Source organism: Streptomyces sp. NPDC054840 (genome assembly GCF_053611065.1).
This window is the reverse complement of record NZ_JBSGZP010000055.1, coordinates 1-18,495: the sequence shown is the minus strand read 5'-3', so window position 1 is coordinate 18,495 and position 18,495 is coordinate 1. Positions and strand designations below refer to the sequence as shown.

Annotated in this window: 13 protein-coding genes and 1 riboswitch; of the genes, 8 read left to right on the top strand and 5 right to left on the bottom strand. The window is 72.0% G+C overall.

The window, feature by feature from the left end:
• Nucleotides 1-99: 99 nt before the first annotated feature.
• Nucleotides 100-588 (top strand): DUF485 domain-containing protein, encoded by a 489-nt coding sequence (locus ACWGIU_RS06690; protein ID WP_453703077.1) that lies wholly within the window; start codon nucleotides 100-102, stop codon nucleotides 586-588.
• Complete coding sequence (locus tag ACWGIU_RS06685) at nucleotides 585-2,177, top strand: solute symporter family protein (protein ID WP_453703076.1); 1,593 nt, start codon at nucleotides 585-587, stop codon at nucleotides 2,175-2,177. The genes ACWGIU_RS06690 and ACWGIU_RS06685 overlap by 4 nt, the downstream gene beginning before the upstream one ends.
• Nucleotides 2,178-2,199: 22 nt before the next feature.
• Here the strand turns inward: ACWGIU_RS06685 and ACWGIU_RS06680 are convergent, their stop codons facing one another.
• The 3 genes from ACWGIU_RS06680 to ACWGIU_RS06670 form a co-directional block, all read right to left on the bottom strand.
• Nucleotides 2,200-2,901, bottom strand: coding sequence for a response regulator (locus ACWGIU_RS06680; protein WP_453703074.1), 702 nt, complete (start codon nucleotides 2,899-2,901; stop codon nucleotides 2,200-2,202).
• A complete protein-coding gene (locus tag ACWGIU_RS06675) occupies nucleotides 2,898-4,514 on the bottom strand; it encodes an ATP-binding protein (protein ID WP_453703072.1) in 1,617 nt (538 codons plus the stop codon). The genes ACWGIU_RS06680 and ACWGIU_RS06675 overlap by 4 nt, the downstream gene beginning before the upstream one ends.
• A 294-nt stretch (nucleotides 4,515-4,808) precedes the next feature.
• Nucleotides 4,809-6,044, bottom strand: a complete 1,236-nt coding sequence (locus ACWGIU_RS06670) for a citrate/2-methylcitrate synthase (RefSeq protein WP_453703071.1) — start codon at nucleotides 6,042-6,044, stop codon at nucleotides 4,809-4,811.
• Between the two features lie 80 nt (nucleotides 6,045-6,124).
• Between ACWGIU_RS06670 and ACWGIU_RS06665 the strand changes: the two genes are divergently transcribed.
• Nucleotides 6,125-7,276 carry a citrate synthase gene (locus ACWGIU_RS06665; protein WP_453703069.1) on the top strand — a complete coding sequence of 384 codons (1,152 nt, stop codon included), beginning with the start codon at nucleotides 6,125-6,127 and terminating at the stop codon, nucleotides 7,274-7,276.
• A 24-nt stretch (nucleotides 7,277-7,300) separates the two neighbouring features.
• On the top strand, nucleotides 7,301-8,407 hold the full coding sequence (locus ACWGIU_RS06660) for a CobW family GTP-binding protein (RefSeq protein ID WP_453703067.1): 1,107 nt from the start codon (nucleotides 7,301-7,303) through the stop codon (nucleotides 8,405-8,407).
• Nucleotides 8,408-8,510: 103 nt separating this feature from the next.
• Here ACWGIU_RS06660 and ACWGIU_RS06655 read toward each other — a convergent pair whose 3' ends face one another.
• On the bottom strand, nucleotides 8,511-10,580 hold the full coding sequence (locus tag ACWGIU_RS06655) for a restriction endonuclease (protein WP_453703065.1): 2,070 nt from the start codon (nucleotides 10,578-10,580) through the stop codon (nucleotides 8,511-8,513).
• 99 nt (nucleotides 10,581-10,679) lie between these two features.
• A complete protein-coding gene (locus ACWGIU_RS06650; protein ID WP_453703063.1) occupies nucleotides 10,680-13,136 on the bottom strand; it encodes a DNA gyrase/topoisomerase IV subunit A in 2,457 nt (818 codons plus the stop codon).
• 286 nt (nucleotides 13,137-13,422) lie between these two features.
• Between ACWGIU_RS06650 and ACWGIU_RS06645 the strand changes: the two genes are divergently transcribed.
• The 4 genes from ACWGIU_RS06645 (at nucleotide 13,423) to ACWGIU_RS06630 (ending at nucleotide 18,238) form a co-directional block, all read left to right on the top strand.
• Nucleotides 13,423-14,784, top strand: coding sequence for a M16 family metallopeptidase (locus tag ACWGIU_RS06645; protein ID WP_453703062.1), 1,362 nt, complete (start codon nucleotides 13,423-13,425; stop codon nucleotides 14,782-14,784).
• 20 nt (nucleotides 14,785-14,804) lie between these two features.
• Nucleotides 14,805-16,172 (top strand): M16 family metallopeptidase, encoded by a 1,368-nt coding sequence (locus ACWGIU_RS06640; RefSeq protein ID WP_453703079.1) that lies wholly within the window; start codon nucleotides 14,805-14,807, stop codon nucleotides 16,170-16,172.
• A 217-nt stretch (nucleotides 16,173-16,389) separates the two neighbouring features.
• Nucleotides 16,390-16,548, top strand: a riboswitch (cyclic di-AMP (ydaO/yuaA leader).
• 13 nt (nucleotides 16,549-16,561) lie between these two features.
• On the top strand, nucleotides 16,562-17,365 hold the full coding sequence (locus ACWGIU_RS06635) for a M23 family metallopeptidase (RefSeq protein WP_453703061.1): 804 nt from the start codon (nucleotides 16,562-16,564) through the stop codon (nucleotides 17,363-17,365).
• A 195-nt stretch (nucleotides 17,366-17,560) separates the two neighbouring features.
• Complete coding sequence (locus ACWGIU_RS06630) at nucleotides 17,561-18,238, top strand: GntR family transcriptional regulator (RefSeq protein WP_453703059.1); 678 nt, start codon at nucleotides 17,561-17,563, stop codon at nucleotides 18,236-18,238.
• Nucleotides 18,239-18,495: the final 257 nt, after the last annotated feature.

The window sequence follows — 18,495 nt, the reverse complement described above, 5'->3', positions numbered from 1 at the left end:
TGTTGGAGTGAAGAGCGCCGGTACACCAGTCCGGAAAGCGCCTTTTCCGCACATCCTTGTGGGCACGCGGCCAATGCGGCAGCGGACAAGGAGAGTTCGGTGGACAAGCACGAAGGTCGTGATACCGGAACGGTCCGGCTGGACGACCCCTGGTACGACGCGCTGGCCGTCGGGTGGGGCGAGGGTGAGGAAACGTCCCGGCCGACCCCGGTCCCCGACGGCGGACGCCCCGCGCCCGGCGCATCCGACATCTACCTCGAAGTGCAGCGCAGTGCCGCCTTCCAAGAGGTGCGCACCCGCTACCGCAGGTTCGTCGTCCCCGCCACCGCCGGGTTCTTCCTCTGGTACGTCGCCTACGTGGTCGCCGCCACCGCCGCGCCCGGCCTCATGGCCCGGCCCGTGGTGGGCGCGGTCAACGTGGCCATGCTGGCGGGGCTCGGACAGTTCCTGAGCACCTTCCTGCTGACGTGGGCGTACGCCCGGCACGCGCGGCTGCGCCGGGACCGGGCGGCGCTCGATCTGCGCTGGACCGTCTTCGAGCAGGAACGCGGCCAGGATCGGACCCGGGCGAGGAGGGCCGGCCGGTGACCACCGAGCACCAGACCCTCGCGCTGATCCTGTTCAGCGTCTTCATCGCGGTGACTCTCGGCATCACCACCTGGGTCAGCCGCAACCGGCACGGATCGGCCGAGGAGTTCTATGCCGGCGGGCGGCTGTTCTCCCCCATGGAGAACGGTTTCGCCATCGCGGGCGACTACATGTCCGCCGCCTCCTTCCTCGGCATCTCCGGTCTGATCGCCCTCTTCGGCTACGACGGCCTGCTGTATTCGGTGGGCTTCCTCGTGGCCTGGCTCGTGGTCCTGTTTCTCGTCGCCGAACTGGTCCGCAACTGCGGGCGCTTCACCCTCGCCGACGTGGTCGCCGCCCGGATGAGCGAACGTCCGGTGCGGATCGCGGCCGGGACCTCCTCGGTCGTCGTCTCCGTCCTCTACCTCATCGCGCAAATGGTCGGCGCGGGCAGCCTGGTCGGCCTGCTGCTGGGGAACTCGGGCGCCGCGGCCCGGACCCTCACCGTGGTGGGCGTGGGCGCGCTGATGGTGGTCTACGTGTCCTTCGGCGGGATGCGGGCCACCACCTGGATCCAAATCGTGAAGGCCGTGCTGCTGATGGGCGGCGCGATCACCCTGACCGTGCTCGTGCTGCTGCGCTTCCACGGGAACTTCGACCAGTTGCTCACCAGCGCCGCCGACCGCAGCGGGCACGGCCGGGCATTCCTGAGTCCCGGTCTCAAGTACGGCGGGGACTGGACCGCCCGCATCGACTTCATGAGCCTCGGTCTCGCGCTGGTCCTCGGGACGGCCGGGCTGCCGCACATCCTGTCGCGGTTCTACACCGTGCCCACCGCGCGGTCGGCCCGCCGCTCGGTGGTGTGGGCGATCGCGCTGATCGGCGGCTTCTACCTGATGACCATCGTGCTCGGCTTCGGGGCGGCCGCGCTGGTGGGACCGGACGAGGTAAGGGCCTCCAACGCCTCCGGGAACACCGCCGTTCCGCTGCTGGCGGCCTTCCTCGGCGGGGGCGCCGGTACCACCGGGGGCGCGGTGCTGTTCGCCTTCGTGGCAGCCATCGCCTTCGCCACCATTCTGGCCGTGGTGGCCGGCATCACCTTGGCCTCCTCGGCATCCGTGGCGCACGACCTGTACGCCTCCCTCAAGCGCCGGCATGCCCGGCAGCGCAGCGAGGTCGCGGTGGCCAGGGTCGCGGCCGTCGGCATCGGGGCGGTCGCGATCGCCCTCGGACTGCTCGCCCAAGACCTCAACGTGGCGTTCCTGGTGGGGCTGGCCTTCGCGGTGGCGGCCTCGGCCAACCTGCCGGTGCTGCTGTACTCGCTCTTCTGGCGCGGCTTCACCACGCGCGGAGCCGTCTGGTCGGTGTACGGCGGCCTGATTCCGTCGGTCCTGCTGGTGCTGGTCTCGCCGGTGGTGTCGGGCAGCGCCGAATCCCTCTTCCCCGGAGTGGACTTCCAGTACTTCCCGCTCCAGAACCCGGGGATCGTCTCGATCCCCCTGGGCTTCCTGGCGGGCTGGCTGGGCACCGTCACTTCGGGCGAGGAAGCGGACGAGGCGAAGCACGCGGAGACGGAGGTCCGCTCCCTGACCGGAGCCGGAGCGGTCTGAGCGACCGGATCTCCGGTTCCCGTCAGGCCGGTCCCTCCGACGGGAGCCAGGTGTAGCGGTGCTCCGGGCGGCCGGTCTCGCCGTAGCGCAGGGCGAGACTGACCCGGGCGGTGCGTTCGAGGAGTTTGACGTAGCGCTGGGCGGTCTGCCGGCTGATGCCCGCGCGGTCGGCGATCTGCTGGGTGGACAACGGGCCTTCGGCGGACCGCAGGACCTGGCGGACGAGCTCCGCGGTGGTGGCGGAGTGGCCCTTCGGGAGCTCGTTCGGGGATCCCGCGGCGGCGAGGGCGCCGAAGATCCGATCCACCTCGGCCTGTTCGGCCTCGCCGCCCGTGTCCAGGGTGCGGCGCAGGGCCCCGTACGCCTCCAGACGGCTGCGCAGTCCGGCGAAGGTGAAGGGTTTGACCAGGTACTGCAGGGCGCCGAGGCGCATGGCGGCCTGTACGGTGGCGAGATCCCGGGCGGCGGTGACCATGATCACATCGGTGCGGTGGCCGAGCTGGCGCAGGCGCCGGACCAGGTCCAGGCCGTTCTCGTCGGGGAGGTAGTGGTCCAGGAGGACGAGGTCCACCGGATGCGAGGTGAGGAACTCCAGGGCCTCGGCGGCCGAATGGGCCTGCGCCTTCACGAGGAAGCCGGGAACCTTCGCCACGTACGCCGCGTTGATCAGGGCAACACGCACGTCGTCGTCGACGACCAATACGTGAATCGGGGTCTCCTTCACCGTAGGGCCTCCGGGAGTACGACGGAGAATTCCGCCCCTCCGTCCGCTGCTTCACCGGCCCGGACGCTGCCGCCGTGGCGCTCGGCAAGGCGGCGTACCAGGGCGAGGCCGAGACCGCGCTCGCGGTGGGCCTTGGGCTGCTTGGTCGACCAGCCCTCCGTGAAGATCTCCTCGCGGCGCGCGGCGGGCACCCCGGGGCCGCTGTCGCGCACCCGCAGTACGGCGGTACGGCCCTCCGCGCGCAGCTCCACCTCGACCAGGGGCGCCGCCGAACCGGCGGCCGCGTCCAGGGCGTTGTCCACGAGGTTGCCGAGGATCGTGACGAGGCCGCCCGGGTCCACCAGACGGTCGGGGAGGAGGCTGGTGCCCGCCAGACGCAGGGGCACACCGCGCTCGGCGGCGACGGTCGCCTTGCCCACCAGAAGGGCGGCCAGCAGAGGGTCGTGGACCCTCTCGGTGACCTGTTCGGCCGTCGTACGGTGCACGCCGGCGACCTCGGTCACGAACTCCACCGCCTCCTCGTGCAGGCCCAGCTCCAGCAGGCCGAGGAGGGCGTGGAGGCGGTTGGCGTGCTCGTGGTCCTGGGCGCGCAGGGCGTCGATCAGGCCCCGGGTGGAGTCGAGCTCACGGCCCAGGTGCTCCAGCTCGGTGCGGTCGCGCAGGGTGGCGACGGCGCCGCCGTCCTCGGTGGGCATGCGGTTGGCCACGAGCACCCGGGGGCCCTGGACGGTGAGCAGGTCCCGGCCGCCGACGCGGCCCGACAGGACGTCCGCGGTGCGGCCCGCACCCAGTAGGTCCTCCAGCGGGCGTCCCGCGCAGCGGTCGGTGGCGTCCGGGGCGAGGCCCAGCAGGCGGGCGGCCTCGTCGTTGACCAGCCGGACCCTGCCGTCCGGGGCCAGGGCGATCACGCCCTCGCGGATGGAGTGCAGCATGGCCTCGCGCTCGGCGAGCAGGCCGGCGATGTCGGAGAAGGCCAGATCGCGGGTCTGCCGCTGGATCCGGCGGGTGAGCAGGTAGGCGGCGAGGGCGCCGGCCGCCAGAGCACCGCCCGCATAGGCGAGCAGACCGGGTATCGCGCCGAGCAGCCGGTCGCGGACGCTGTCGTAGGCGATGCCGACCGAGACGGCGCCGACGATCTCGCCGTCGGCCGCGAGGAGCGGGACCTTGCCGCGGGCGGAGCGGCCCAGGGTGCCCTCGTCGATCTCCATGACCTCGCGTCCCGCCAGGGCGTCGCTCGGGTCGGTGGAGACGGGCAGCCCGATCCGGTCGGCGCTCGGGTGCGAGCGGCGGATGCCGTACAGGTCGAGCACGACCACGTACTTGGCTCCGGTGGCCCGGCGGATCCGCTCGGCCGAGGATTGCACGGGGCTGTCGGCCGAGGCCCCGGTGGCCAGGACCCCGGCGGCCAGCGCGGGGTCGGCCGCGGCACTCTGCGCGATGGCCAGGGCGCGCCGCATGGCCTGGTCGTCGAGCTGTGCGCTCAGCGGCGCCAGGAACAGTCCGGTCGCCAGTACGGCGACCCCGGCAGCGATGGCCAGCTGGGTCAGCAGGATCTGGGAGACGGCCCGTCTGGGCAGCCCGAGGCGCCGAGCGCTCAAGTGGGGGAACCGCATGGGCAGCAACGGTAGGTCGGCTCCGGCGCAAGCGGAATGCTTACGCCCTGCTTGTCGGGTACCCCACGTGCTGGGCCGCGAGGACGAGGCCGCGTTCCACTTCGCGTGCGCGACAGCCATCGCCGAGCGCTGGCACAGCCCGTCCGGGGCCGCCTGACGCTTCGGGCCCGCTGACGTCCGAGGCCGCCTGACGGTCCCAGGCGCGCTGACGTTCCGGGCGCGCTGACGTCCGAGGCCCGCTGACGTCCGAGGCTCTCCGACGTCCGAGGCCGGAGCCCGGGCGGGCCGGACCCGTTACGGCATCGGCTGGGGCGGGCGGGGCCCGTGGTACTGCCCGCTCGGCCGCATCCGCAGCGGTCGCTCCTGATACTCCTCCAGCGCGTGTGCCATCCAGCCCGCCGTACGGGCCACCGCGAACACCGTCTCCCCGGCCTCCGCCGGCATCCCGCACGACACCGTCAGTACCGCCAGCGCCAAGTCCACATTGGCGTGCAGCCCGCCCTGCCGGGCCATCACCGCGGCCACCTCGCGCGCCGCGACCAGCGCCGGACCGGCCTGCTCCAGCCCTTCGAGCCGGGCGAAGAGCGCTCGCGCGCGCGGGTCCTCCCTCCGGTACAGCCGGTGGCCGAGCCCGGGGACCCGGCGTCCCGCCCGCAGGTACTCCGCCACCACCGGCGCGGCCCCGCCCTGTTCCAGCACCTCCACCAGCATCCGGTGCGCGAGCCGTCCGGCCGCGCCGTGCAGCGGGCCCTCCAGAGCGCCGAGCCCGGCGGACACCGCCGCGTACGGATGGGCCCGCGCGGAGGCGGCCACGCGTACGGCCAGGGTCGAGGCGGCCAGGTCGTGGTCGACCAACAGGGCCAGCGCGAGGTCCAGCACGGCCAGCGCGTCCGGGTCCGGTTCCCGCGCCGTCAGCCGCGACCACAACTGCCGGGCGATCCGGCCGTCCCCGGACCACCGGACCGGACCCGCCGCGGGCAGCGCGCCGACCAGCGTGGGGATCAGTGCGCGCGCCGAGCCGAGCACCGCTTCCTCCGACAGGTCGAAGCGCAGCGGATCCGCCACCGCGGCGGCGGCGACCGCCACCCGCAACCGGTCGATGGGCCCCCCGTGTTCCGGCAGCGCGGCCACCGCCCGCCGGGCCGCCTCCAAGGCCTGCGGGGGAGCGGTGAAGCGGGCCCCGGGCGTGCGGGTGCCCGTCCACAGCCACTCGGCGACCTCCTCGTAGCGGTACCGGGAGGCCAGCTCCACGGCGTCCACGCCACGGAAGTAGTACCGGTCGGGCTCGATGAGGGTGAGCGCCGTACGGACGGAGAGTTCCCCGCTGGGGGCCGCCGCCTCGCGTCGGCTCCGCCGGGCCAGCGCCTCGACCTCGGCGGCGTCGAAGCTGCTGCCCCGCCCCGCGGGATCGCGGCGGCTCGTGAGCTGGCCCCGGCTGACGTACGCGTACACCGTCGCCGGTTTCACCCCGAGGGCGCGGGCCGCCTCCTGTGTGCTGAGCCTGCGTCCGCTGTCCGTCTGGTCGGTCATGACGCACACCCTACAGATGGACAGAAATATTGATTCAGTCAATATTGACAGCGATTGAATCCATCATGGATGGTCGATCCATGAATACCTCCATGGAAGTACCCCGCGGCCTCGCGGGAGTCGTGGTCACCGAGACCGGGCTGGGCGACGTCCGCGGCCGGGAAGGCTTCTACCACTACCGCCAGTACGCGGCAGTCGAGCTCGCCGCCACCCGCACCTTCGAGGACGTGTGGCACCTGATGTTCCGCGGCACACTCCCGGCCGATGCCGCCGGGCGCGCCGCCTTCTTGGCCGAGATCGCCCCCCTGCGCCGACTGCCCGCGCAGGTGCGGGACGCTCTGCCCTCCCTGGCCCGGGCCACCCGGCTCTCGGGCCCCCTCGCCGGGCTGCGCACCGCGCTCTCGCTCCTGGGGGCCTGCGCCGGCTTCCGCCCGGTCTACGACCTCGACCCCGGCCGCCGGGCCGCCGACGCGCTGGGCGCCTGCGCCGCCGTACCGACCCTGCTCACCGCCCTGCACCGGCTGGGGCAGGGCCTGGAGCCGGTGGAGCCGCGCGAGGACCTCCCGTACGCCGCCAACTACCTCTACATGCTCACCGGCCGGGAACCCGACCCGGTCCGGGCCCGCGCGGTCGAGCGGTACCTGATATCCACCGTCGACCACGGCTTCAACGCCTCGACCTTCACCGCCCGGGTGATCGCCTCCACCGGCGCCGATGTCGCGGCCTGCCTGACCGGGGCGATAGGCGCGCTCTCCGGCCCCCTGCACGGCGGCGCCCCCAGCCGGGCCCTGGACACCCTCGACGCCATCGGGACCGTGGACCGGATCGGGCCGTGGATCCGTGAGCGGGTCCTGTCGGGCGACCGGATCATGGGCTTCGGCCACCCCGTCTACCGCACCGAGGACCCCCGTTCCCGCATGCTGCGCGAGATCGCCCTCCAGTTCGGTGGTCCCCTCGTGGACTTCGCCGTCGAGGTCGAGCGCCAGGTCGAGGAGATCCTCGCCGACCTGAAGCCGGGCCGGGAACTGCACACGAACGTGGAGTTCTACGCGGGGGTGGTCATGGAGCTCTGCGGACTCCCGCGCGAGATGTTCACGCCCACCTTCTGCGCGGCCCGCGTGGTCGGCTGGAGCGCGAACATCCTCGAACAGGCCACCGATTCGAAGATCATCCGTCCGGCCGCCCGGTACACCGGCCCCACCCCTCCTCACCCCGTGCCGCCCCTGCGCTGACGGAGCCTGGCTACGATCGGCCGGGTGAACAGCAGGCAGCCCATCCCCGTCGTCGTCCTCGCCGGTTTCCTCGGGTCCGGCAAGACCACCGTGCTGAACCACCTCCTCGCCGGTCGCGGGGGCACCCGCATCGGGGTGGTCGTCAACGACTTCGGATCGATCGAGGTCGACGCGATGTCGGTGGCCGGCCAGGTCGGGGACTCGATGGTCTCCCTCGGCGGTGGCTGCCTGTGCTGCGCCGTCGACGGCAGCGAACTCGACGCGTACCTGGAGAAGCTCTCCGCCCCCGTCCACCGGATCGACGTGATCGTCATCGAGGCGAGCGGGCTGGCCGAGCCCCAGGAGATGATCCGGATGCTCATGGCCAGCGAGAATCCCGCCGTCCGCTACGGCGGGATGGTGGAGGTCGTGGACGCCGCCGAATTCGACGCCACCCGCACCCGACACCCGGAGACCGACCGCCACCTCGCCGTCGCGGACCTGGTGGTGCTCAACAAGACCGACCGCGTGGACGCGGCCGAACGGGCTCGGATCGAGCGGGAGCTCGCCGTACTCTGCGCTCCGGGCACCCCGGTCGTGGGCGCCGACCACGGGCGGATCGACCCGGAACTGCTCTTCGACCGCAGGCCCTGGACCGAGACCCGGGGACAGCTCTCCTTCGAGGACCTGCTCGCGGAGGCCGACGGCTACGACCACGGTCACGACGGCTGCGGCCACGCGCACGCCGCTTACGGGAGCACGGAGTTCACCACCGAGCAGGCCCTGTCCCCGCGCCGGTTCATCGACTTCCTCGATCGCCGGCCGGCCGGGCTCTACCGGATCAAGGGCTTCGTCCACTTCGGGGTACCGGGGCACGACGAACGCTACGAGGTCCACGCCGTCGGCCGCTTCCTCCGCTTCGCCCCGAGGCCCTGGGGGCGGGGCGAAGCGCGCGTGAGCCAGCTGGTCCTGATCGGCTCCGGTACCGACGGGTCCGGTCTGCTGCGCGAGCTGGAGGCCTGCCGCGAACCGGCCCCCCACGAGGCGCGTCCGGAGAGCATGTGGTGCGTACTGCGGTACGTGGCGAGGCCCGAGCCCGGATCCGGGACCGAGCCCTCGTCCGGGACGTGCACCGGTGCGGACGAGGAGTGAGGGAACCGCGGGCCCGGCCCGATCGGCAGGACCCCGGATCTTGCGGGGCAAGATCCGAAGGAGGCGACCCAGACGACCCAGGCGCCCCAGGCGACCCCGCGACCTAAGCGACCTCGACGCCGAACTCGCCCAGCAGATCCTCCAGGCCGCCGCAGTAGCCCTTGCCGCCGATCACGAAGTCCCAGTCGCCGTTGGAGCGGTGCCGGAACGAGCCGAGGACCAGGGCGGTCTCGCCGGCGCGTCCATCGGAGACGTCCAGCCGGCCCAGTTCCTCGCCGCCGGCGGACAGCAGCCGGATGTGGGCGTCGGTGAATCCGGCGAGGTCGGCGTGGGGATCGACGTCCGGGTCGATCGCGGCCACGAGGACCAGCCGGTCGGCCTGCGACGGCAGGGCGTCGAAGGAGACCTCCAGCGCCGCCTTGTCGGGAGCCGCGTGCTCGCGGGTTCGTACCGAACCGTCCGGAGTGCGCGGGTTGTTGAAGAAGACGAAGTGCTCCTCGCTCAGCACCCGGTTGCCCGTGCAGACGAGGGCGCACACATCGAGGGCGACCGAACCCGACCAGGACATGCCGAGCACGTTGTGGTCGGCCGGGGGAGTCGGTTCCGCCGCCCGCCGGGCGGGGGCCGTGGCGGCGCCGCCGAGCCGGCCGCGCAGTCCGTACTGATGGAGCAGCTCGACCAGGGCCGCCCCGGGAACCAACTCCAGCGGCTTGCCGTTGGCAAAGGTGTACGACCCGGGCCCGAAGGACGCGGTGGTGACCAGCACCCCCTTGTTCGCCCCCTTGTCCTGGACCGTGCCGTACAGATCACGCACGGCCGTCGGCGGCACCGTGTTCCGGTAGCGCTTGACCTGCACCACGATCCGCCCGCCCCGGATCGGTGCCGGGTCCACCGCCTCCACGTCCACCCCGCCGTCGTTCGACCGCTGGGTGGTCACCGCCTCCATGCCCATCGCCCGGAACAGCTCGGCGACCAGGTTCTCGAAGGCGATCGGGTCCATCACGAAGAGATCCGGCTCGTCCTCGTCCGCGTCGCCCGCGTGCCCGCCGTGGCTGACGACATCCCCGCCGACCTCGTCGGGCCGGCGCCCGGAGCGCACCGCCGTCAGCTGGTCGGGCCGCGCCGACAGCAACCCGCCCAGCCCGGACACCAGACAGTCCACCGCGCTGACCTGCTCCAGCCGCAGTCCGGCGAAGGCGCTGCGCGCCGCCGGTACCGTGGCGAGCACGAACCGCGCCTCCTGGCCGGTCACCGGATCGTGGCAGTCCACGAAGCCGTTGACCACGACCGAGTCGAGTACGCCGAACTCGTCCGCCGCGTACAGCTCGCGGACCACCAGCAGCACGCACTGAGCCAGCAGGTCCCGGTACAGGGCCCGTCGTTCCGTGACCGGACGGGGCTTCACCTTGTCCTGGTCCGTGCTCGGCAGGTACTGCACCGCCCGGGCCTCCGGCACCACCGCGTACCCGGGCAGCTCCCAGTCCAGTACCAGCTGGCGCGCGGCCGGGTCGTACGCGGCCGTCACCTGCCTCGGCAGCCCCTCGGGCCAGGCCGTCGAGGCGTACAGGGCCGCCGAGAAGTACTCCACCGCCGCCTCGGCGTCTCCCGCGCGCAGTGCGTCGGCCAGCTCCGTGAGCCCGCCGTTGTGCGCCCGCGCCCCCGCCATCTGCTCCGCCGCCCACCGGTCGTACTGTCGGCGGTACGCGGCCAGTTGCTGCCTGCGCTGCGCCTCCGCGGCGTTCGCGGCCTGCCAGGCCTGGGTGTAGCGGGCGTGCGCCTCCCGCTCCGCCTGCGCCCGGTGGTCAGAACCGAGCGTCCAGCCGCTGCTCTGCTGCTGGAAGTCCTCGATGCGGGGCATCGGTACCGGGTGCGCCAGGGCCCCCGGATCGAACGGCTGCAGCCCGTCGGGCCGGCCCAGGGCGCATATCCGGAACGCAGGTGCCCGGCAGCCCGCGGCCAACAGGCCCTTGAGGGCTTCGACCTCGGCGTCGAACTGCGCGGTACGCCGTAGGGCCTCGGCCTCGCGGAACTGCCGGTGGCTCCGGTTCGCGTCCCGCTCGTGGGCCCGCTGCCGGCGCTCGGCATCCCGTTGCTGGATCAGCTGCGTCTGTTGCTGCCGGCGCTGTGCCTCCGCCCAGCTCCCGATCAGTCCGCTGCCCGCTCGACGGCTCATCAGCTGCGTTCTCCCCCCACCGCGTCCACGGGGAAAACACTAGTCGGCATTCGGGTGGTACGTCCCCCCGGTCGCACCACCCGAATGCCCTCCCGCGCCCTACAGCGCGGCCCCCGCCAGCGCCGCGACCGCCGCCGGCAGTGCCGTCCCCGAGCCGTCCCGGCGCGGGTCCACGGGCGGCAGTTCGGCCGGCGTACCGTTCGCCGCCGCCGCGCGGACGGGGGAACCGCCCGCCCAGGCCAGGACCAGCACGTCCTCGCCCTTGAGGAACCGCTGGCAGCGCACGCCACCTGTGGCGCGGCCCTTGCGCGGGTACTGGTCGAACGGGGTCAGCTTCCCGGAGGTCACCGAGTCGTCCAGGGTGCCGTGCGAGCCCGCCACCGTGAAGACCACAGCGTCCCGCGCCGGGTCCACGGCCGAGAAGTGGATCACCTTGGCGTTGTCGGCGAGCTTGATGCCCGCCATACCGCCCGCCGGGCGGCCCTGCGGGCGGACCTGGGCCGCCGGGTAGCGCAGCAGCTGGGCGTCGTCCGTGATGAAGACCAGGTCCTCCTCACCCGTGCGCAGCTCGACCGCGCCGACGATCCGGTCGCCCTCCTTGAGGGTGATGACCTCCAGCTCGTCCTTGTTCGCCGGGTAGTCCGGCACGACGCGCTTGACCACGCCCTGCTCGGTGCCCAGCGCGAGGCCCTGCGAGGACTCGTCCAGCGAGGTCAGGCAGATCACCTTCTCGTCCGCCTCCAGCCCGGAGAGGAACTCCGAGACCGGGGCGCCGCCCGCCAGGTTCGGCGCGGCGTGCGTGTCCGGCAGCTGCGGCAGGTCGATCACCGACAACCGCAGCAGCCGCCCGTACGAGGTGACCGCGCCGACATCGGCCCGGGCCGTCGCCGCGACCTGCGAGACGATCAGGTCGTGCTTGGCACGGGCGCCGCCCTCCTCCTCCGGCAGCGCGTCACCGTTCGCCGTACGCGCCAGCAGGCCCGTCGAGGACAGCAGCACCCGGCACGGGTCGTCCGCGACCTCCAGCGGAACGGCCGCCACCGCGGTGCCCGCGGACTCCAGCAGCACCGTACGGCGCTCGGTGCCGAACTTCTTCGCGACGGCCGCCAGTTCCGCGGAGACCAGCTTGCGCAGCTCGCTGTCCGACTCCAGGATCCCGGTCAGCTCGTCGATCTCGCCCGTCAGCCGGTCGCGCTCGGACTCCAGCTCGATCCGGTCGAAGCGGGTGAGCCGGCGCAGCGGGGTGTCCAGGATGTACTGCGTCTGGATCTCGCTCAGCGAGAACCGCTCGATCAGCCGGGACTTGGCCTGCGCCGAGTTGTCGCTGTCCCGGATGAGCCGGATGACCTCGTCGATGTCGAGGAGCGCCACCAGGAGGCCCTCGACCAGGTGCAGCCGGTCGCGGCGCTTGGTGCGGCGGAACTCGCTGCGCCGCCGGACGACCTCGAAGCGGTGGTCGAGATAGACCTCCAGCAGCTCCTTGAGGCCCAGCGTCAGGGGCTGGCCGTCCACCAGCGCCACATTGTTGATGCCGAAGGACTCCTCCATCGGCGTCAGCTTGTAGAGCTGCTCCAGCACGGCCTCCGGGTGGAAGCCGTTCTTGATCTCGATGACCAGGCGCAGGCCGTGCGAACGGTCGGTGAGGTCCTTGACGTCCGCGATGCCCTGGAGCTTCTTCGAGCCGACCAGGTCCTTGATCTTCGCGATCACCTTCTCGGGGCCGACCGTGAAGGGCAGTTCGGTGACGACCAGGCCCTTGCGGCGCGCTGTCACGTCCTCCACGGCCACCGTCGCGCGGATCTTGAAGGTGCCGCGGCCGTTCTCGTAGGCGTCCTTGATGCCGGAGAGGCCGACGATCCGGCCGCCCGTGGGCAGGTCGGGGCCCGGTACGAAGCGCATCAGCGCCTCCAGGTCCGCCTGCGGGTACCGGATCAGGTGGCGGGCGGCCGCGATGACCTCGCCGAGATTGTGCGGGGGCATGTTGGTGGCCATGCCGACGGCGATTCCCGACGCGCCGTTGACCAGCAGGTTCGGATATGCGGCGGGCAGGGCGACCGGCTCCCGCTCCTGGCCGTCGTAGTTGGCGGTGAAGTCGACGGTGTCCTCGTCGATCGACTCCGTCATCAGCGACGTGGCGTCGGCCATCTTGCACTCGGTGTAACGCATCGCGGCCGGCGGGTCGTCGTTGCCGAGCGAGCCGAAGTTGCCGTGGCCGTCGACCAGCGGCAGCCGCATGGAGAAGGGCTGGGCCATGCGCACGAGGGCGTCGTAGATCGACGCGTCACCGTGCGGGTGGAGCTTGCCCATGACCTCGCCGACGACACGGGCGCACTTCACATAGCCGCGGTCGGGGCGCAGGCCCATCTCGTTCATCTGGTAGACGATGCGCCGGTGGACCGGCTTCATGCCGTCCCGGGCGTCGGGCAGGGCCCGGGAGTAGATCACCGAGTACGCGTACTCGAGGAAGGAGCCCTGCATTTCGTCGACGACGTCGATGTCGAGGATCTTCTCCTCGAAATCCTCCGGCGGCGGGGTCTTCGTGCTGCGGCGGGCCATCGCTGCGCGGCTCCTTAACCAAAAATGGGGTGTGCTGGCTGTCGGGTGGGGTGTCTGGTCGGGTCTGACAGGGTCTGTCTGGGTCCGGCGGTCTTGTGGTGTCCGGCGAGGGTACGACGCGGACCATTGTGGCCCGACGCACCGACAACGCCGACTCCGACCCCGGGGGTCCCCCGGACGGAGTGCGGGGGAGTGACCCGGGAACTTATCCGGCGGTCGGCGCGCTTGCATACAGTGGCAGGTCGATAAGAAATCTCTGCATCGCGATCGAAGGGACCACATGCCCATGGGTCACACGGCCACAGCCCAGGCCGGCTCCGGCGGCCTGACAGCGACCGAGCACCGGCTGGCCAACGGCTTGCGCGTGGTGCTCTCCGAGGACCACCTGACCCCGGTCGCCGCGGTCTGTCTCTGGTACGACGTCGGCTCGCGCCACGAGGTCAAGGGGCGCACCGGCCTGGCTCACCTCTTCGAGCACCTGATGTTCCAGGGGTCGGCGAGCGTACCCGGGAACGGGCACTTCGAACTGGTCCAGGGGGCCGGCGGTTCCCTCAACGGCACAACCAGCTTCGAGCGCACCAACTACTTCGAGACGATGCCGACGCACCAGCTGGAGCTCGCGCTCTGGCTGGAAGCGGACCGGATGGGGTCCCTGCTGGCCGCCCTGGACGACGAGTCCATGGAGAACCAGCGCGACGTCGTCAAGAACGAGCGCCGCCAGCGGTACGACAACGTCCCGTACGGCACAGCCTTCGAGCGGCTCACCGCCCTGGCCTACCCCGAGGGTCACCCGTACCACCACACTCCGATCGGCTCCATGGCCGACCTGGACGCCGCCTCCCTGGAGGACGCGCGTACCTTCTTCCGCACGTACTACGCGCCCAACAACGCGGTGCTGTCGGTCGTCGGGGACATCGACCCCGAGCGGACGCTCGCCTGGGTCGAGAAGTACTTCGGCACCATCCCCGCGCACGACGGCAAGCAGCCGCCCCGTGACGGCTCGCTGCCCGACACCATCGGGGAGCAGCTGCGTGAGGAGATCGTCGAGGAGGTCCCGGCGCGTGCGCTGATGGCCGCCTACCGGCTGCCGCACGACGGCACTCGCGAGTGCGACGCCGCCGACGTGGCGCTGACCATCCTGGGCGGCGGCGAGTCCTCGCTGCTGCACAACCGGCTGGTACGCCGCGACCAGACTGCCGTCGCGGCCGGCTTCGGCATGCTGCGCCTGGCCGGGGCGCCCTCCCTGGGCTGGCTGGACGTCAAGACCTCCAGCGGGGTCGAGATCCCCGCCATCGAGGCGGCCGTGGACGAGGAGCTCGCGCGGTTCGCCGCCGAGGGTCCGACGGCCGAGGAGATGGAGCGCGCCCAGGCGCAGCTGGAGCGCGAGTGGCTGGACCGGCTGAGCACGGTGGCCGGCCGCGCCGACGAACTGTGCCGCTTCGCGGTGCTGTTCGGCGACCCTCAGCTGGCCCTGACCGCCGTCCAGCGCGTCCTCGACGTCACCGCCGAGGAGGTGCAGGCCGTGGCCGCCGCCCGCCTGCGTCCGGACAACCGCGCGGTGCTCGTCTACGAGCCGCTCGCGGCCGACGAGTCCGACCAGCACGACGAGTCCGACGACTCCGACGAGAACGAGGGGGCGGAGCAGTGAGCGACACGGCAGCCGTCACGATGACCTTCCATCCGCAGCCGCAGGCCGGCGAGCCGCAGCCGTGGGCCTTCCCGGCCCCCGACCGCAGCCGGCTGTCCAACGGGCTGACCCTGCTGCGCTGCCACCGGCCGGGCCAGCAGGTCGTCGCGGTCGAGGTCAACCTCGCCGCTCCGCTGGACGCCGAGCCCGAGGGCCTGGACGGCGTGGCGACCATCATGGCGCGGGCGTTCTCCGAGGGCACCGACAAGCACTCCGCCGAGGAGTTCGCGGCCGAGCTGGAGCGCTGCGGAGCGACCCTGGACGCGCACGCCGACCACCCGGGTCTGCGGCTCTCGCTGGAGGTCCCGGCCTCCCGGCTGCCCAAGGCGCTGGGCCTGCTCGCCGAGGCGCTGCGCGCTCCGGCCTTCGCCGACGCCGAGGTCGACCGGCTGGTGCGCAACCGGCTCGACGAGATCCCGCACGAGCTGGCCAACCCGCAGCGCCGCGCCGCCAAGCAGCTCTCCCAGGAGCTCTTCCCGGCCACGCTGCGGATGTCCCGGCCGCGCCAGGGCACCGAGGAGACGGTCGCCCGGATCGACTCGGCCGCCGTACGCGCCTTCTACGAGGCCCACGTACGCCCCGCCACCGCCACCGCGGTGGTCGTCGGCGATCTGACCGGCATCGACCTGGACGCGGTGCTCGCGGACACCCTGGGCACCTGGACGGGCAATACCGCCGCGGCCCTGCCGGTGCCGCCGGTGACCGCCGACGACACCGGCCGCGTGGTCATCGTGGACCGGCCCGGTGCGGTCCAGACGCAGCTGCTGATCGGCCGGATCGGGGCGGACCGCCATGACCGGGTGTGGGCGGCCCAGGTGCTGGGCACGTACTGCCTGGGCGGCACCCTCACCTCGCGCCTGGACAAGGTGCTGCGCGAGGAGAAGGGGTACACGTACGGCGTGCGCGCCTTCGGCCAGGTGCTGCGTTCCACCGCCGACGGCAAGGGCGCCTCGATGCTCGCCATCAGCGGCTCGGTGGACACCCCGAACACCGGACCGGCGCTGGAGGACCTCTGGAAGGTGCTGCGCACCCTCGCCGAGGGCGGGCTGACCGACGCCGAACGGGATGTCGCCGTGCAGAACCTGGTGGGCGTGGCCCCGCTGAAGTTCGAGACGGCCGCCTCGGTCGCGGGCACCCTCGCCGACCAGGTCGAGCAGGAACTGCCGGACGACTACCAGGCGCAGTTGTACGCCCAGCTCGCCGAAACGGGCACGGTGGAGGCGACCACGGCGGTCGTCAAGGCCTTCCCCGCGGACCGGCTGGTGACCGTCCTGGTGGGTGACGCGGCGCTGATCGAGGAGTCCGTGCGGGCTCTTGGGATCGGCGAGGTCACGGTCGTCCCCAACTGACGGTCGGGTGACGGCCCGTTGAGGGCCGGCTGAAGGTTTCGGCAAGGGGTTCTGGTGACTTGATCATCAGAACCCCTTTTGTCCGTTTGGTGGTGAGGTTGCTTGTATGCGGTGTGGCGTACGCAACAAAAAGCCGTGTCTGTTTGGCGATTGACTGATGATCCGCCTAGCGTCGGCCGTGCTGTCCGTCAGTTGTGCCCGCCGCACCCGCGGCACCGGACAGCGATCGCCGAGTCCCCGTCAGGCGCGAGCCTGGGGAGCCGGGGACCCACATGAGTCCCTGGGGTGAATCGGACCCCCTCGCAAGAGGAGGCCCGTAGGAGACCTTCCTGCTCCGAACCCGTCAGCTAACCCGGTAGGCGAGAAGGAAGGAAAGGATCAACCCCTTCATGGCGTTTGGCAGTCGTCCCGCTGGCTCCGGTAAGCACCGTGGTTCCAGCCGCCTGAGCAAGAAGACCGCCGGTTACGCCGGTATCGCCGCGATCGCCACCACGGGCGTCGTCGGCTCCCTCGCCGCCCCGGCCTTCGCCGCGGACAACCACAGCAGCAACATCGGCCAGGACAGCGGCCTGGGTGCCGTGGTCGTCGCCGAGGACCTCGCGGGCGACATCACCGACCAGGCCGAGTCCCAGCACCGCGTCGCCGAGCAGGACGCCGTCAAGGCGCAGGCCGAGGCCGACGCGAAGCAGCGGGCCGCCGAGGCCAAGCGCATCGCCGAGGTCAAGGCGAAGGTCGAGCGCGAGGCCGCCGAGCGCGCCGCCCGCGAGGAGGAGCGCAAGCGCCTCAACACCTTCGTCGCCCCGGTGGACGGCTCGTACGTCAGCACGCAGTACCACGCTGGCGGCGGCATGTGGTCCTCCGGCAGCCACACGGGCATCGACTTCCACGCCGCCTCCGGCACCTCCGTCCACGCGGTGGGCCTGGGTACCGTCGTCGAGGCCGGCTGGGGTGGCGCATACGGCAACAACGTCGTCATCAAGCACAACGACGGCACCTATACCCAGTACGGGCACCTGAGCTCGCTGAGCGTCTCCGTCGGCCAGCAGGTCACCCCGGGCCAGCAGATCGGCCTGTCGGGCTCCACCGGCAACTCCAGCGGCCCGCACCTGCACTTCGAGGCCCGCACGGGCTCGCAGTACGGCTCGGACATCGACCCGATGGCGTACCTGCGCTCGCACGGCGTCAGCCTCTGACCTCGCGGCTCGCGCCTCGCACCGCTTCACCGAAGACCCCGGCTCCCCGAGCCGGGGTCTTCGTGTGTTGCGTCTTCGTGCAAATGTTTCGTATTTCTGGCCGCTCTCGGAAATTATCGTGTGTTGCAATAGAGTCGCAGCACGCGCATGTGCGTGCAATGACGCTGGCAGTCGGAAATAGGCGGAGGTCCGGTCTTGCGTATTCCTGCGCACGCGGTATGCACAGCAATCCGCGACGACATCGTCTCCGGGGTGTTCGAGCCGGGCGGCAGGCTGACCGAGGAGGTGCTGGCCCGCCGGTACGGGGTCTCGCGCGTCCCGGTGCGCGAGGCCCTGCGGACCCTGGAGTCCGAGGGGTTCGTGACCACGCGGCGCCACGCGGGGGCGTGCGTGGCCGAGCCGACCGAGCAGGAGGCCGCGGACCTGCTGGAGCTGCGGATGCTCCTGGAGCCGCTGGCCGCCGCGAGAGCCGCCCGGCGGCGCACCGACGCGCACCTCAAGGTGCTGCGGGGGCTGGTCAGGCTGGGGCAGGAGCGGGCCAGGCGGGGCCAGGGCGAGGATCTGCGGTCCCTGGGCGGCTGGTTCCACGAGACGCTCGCCCAGGCCTCGGGCAGCCCGGGGCTGATCGCGCTGCTCACGCAGATGCGGCACAAGATCGCGTGGATGTACGTGGTGGAGGCGCCGGCCCGGCCCGTGGAGTCCTGGGCGGAGCACGGGGCGGTCGTGGACGCGGTGGCGCGCGGCGACGCCGAACGGGCGCGGGCGCTGACCGCGATCCACGCCGACCGGGCGGCGGCGGCGCACCGGCTGAGGCTCCGCCCGGTGGTGAGCACTTCGCAACCTGTCGTAAACATGTCGAGCGGCCGGCATTAACAGGAGCCGTATACAAAGGATGGGATCGCGAATTCGCGACGCGGTGGCCCGTCCCATTCCAATCGGGCCGATGTGCCGTGCGGAATTCCCGCGACGCGCAATTCGGCGCGGCCACATTCCGGTGAGGGCTTTTCTCTGCCGAGCGGTCCTTCGGGATGCGCAGCCCGCGGGTCTGCTCTCCCGCGGGGTGACCGCATCGGGCGGCGCCGGGATCCCGTCCCGCGGCAGGCCCACGTACGTGTGCGAAACGACGAAGC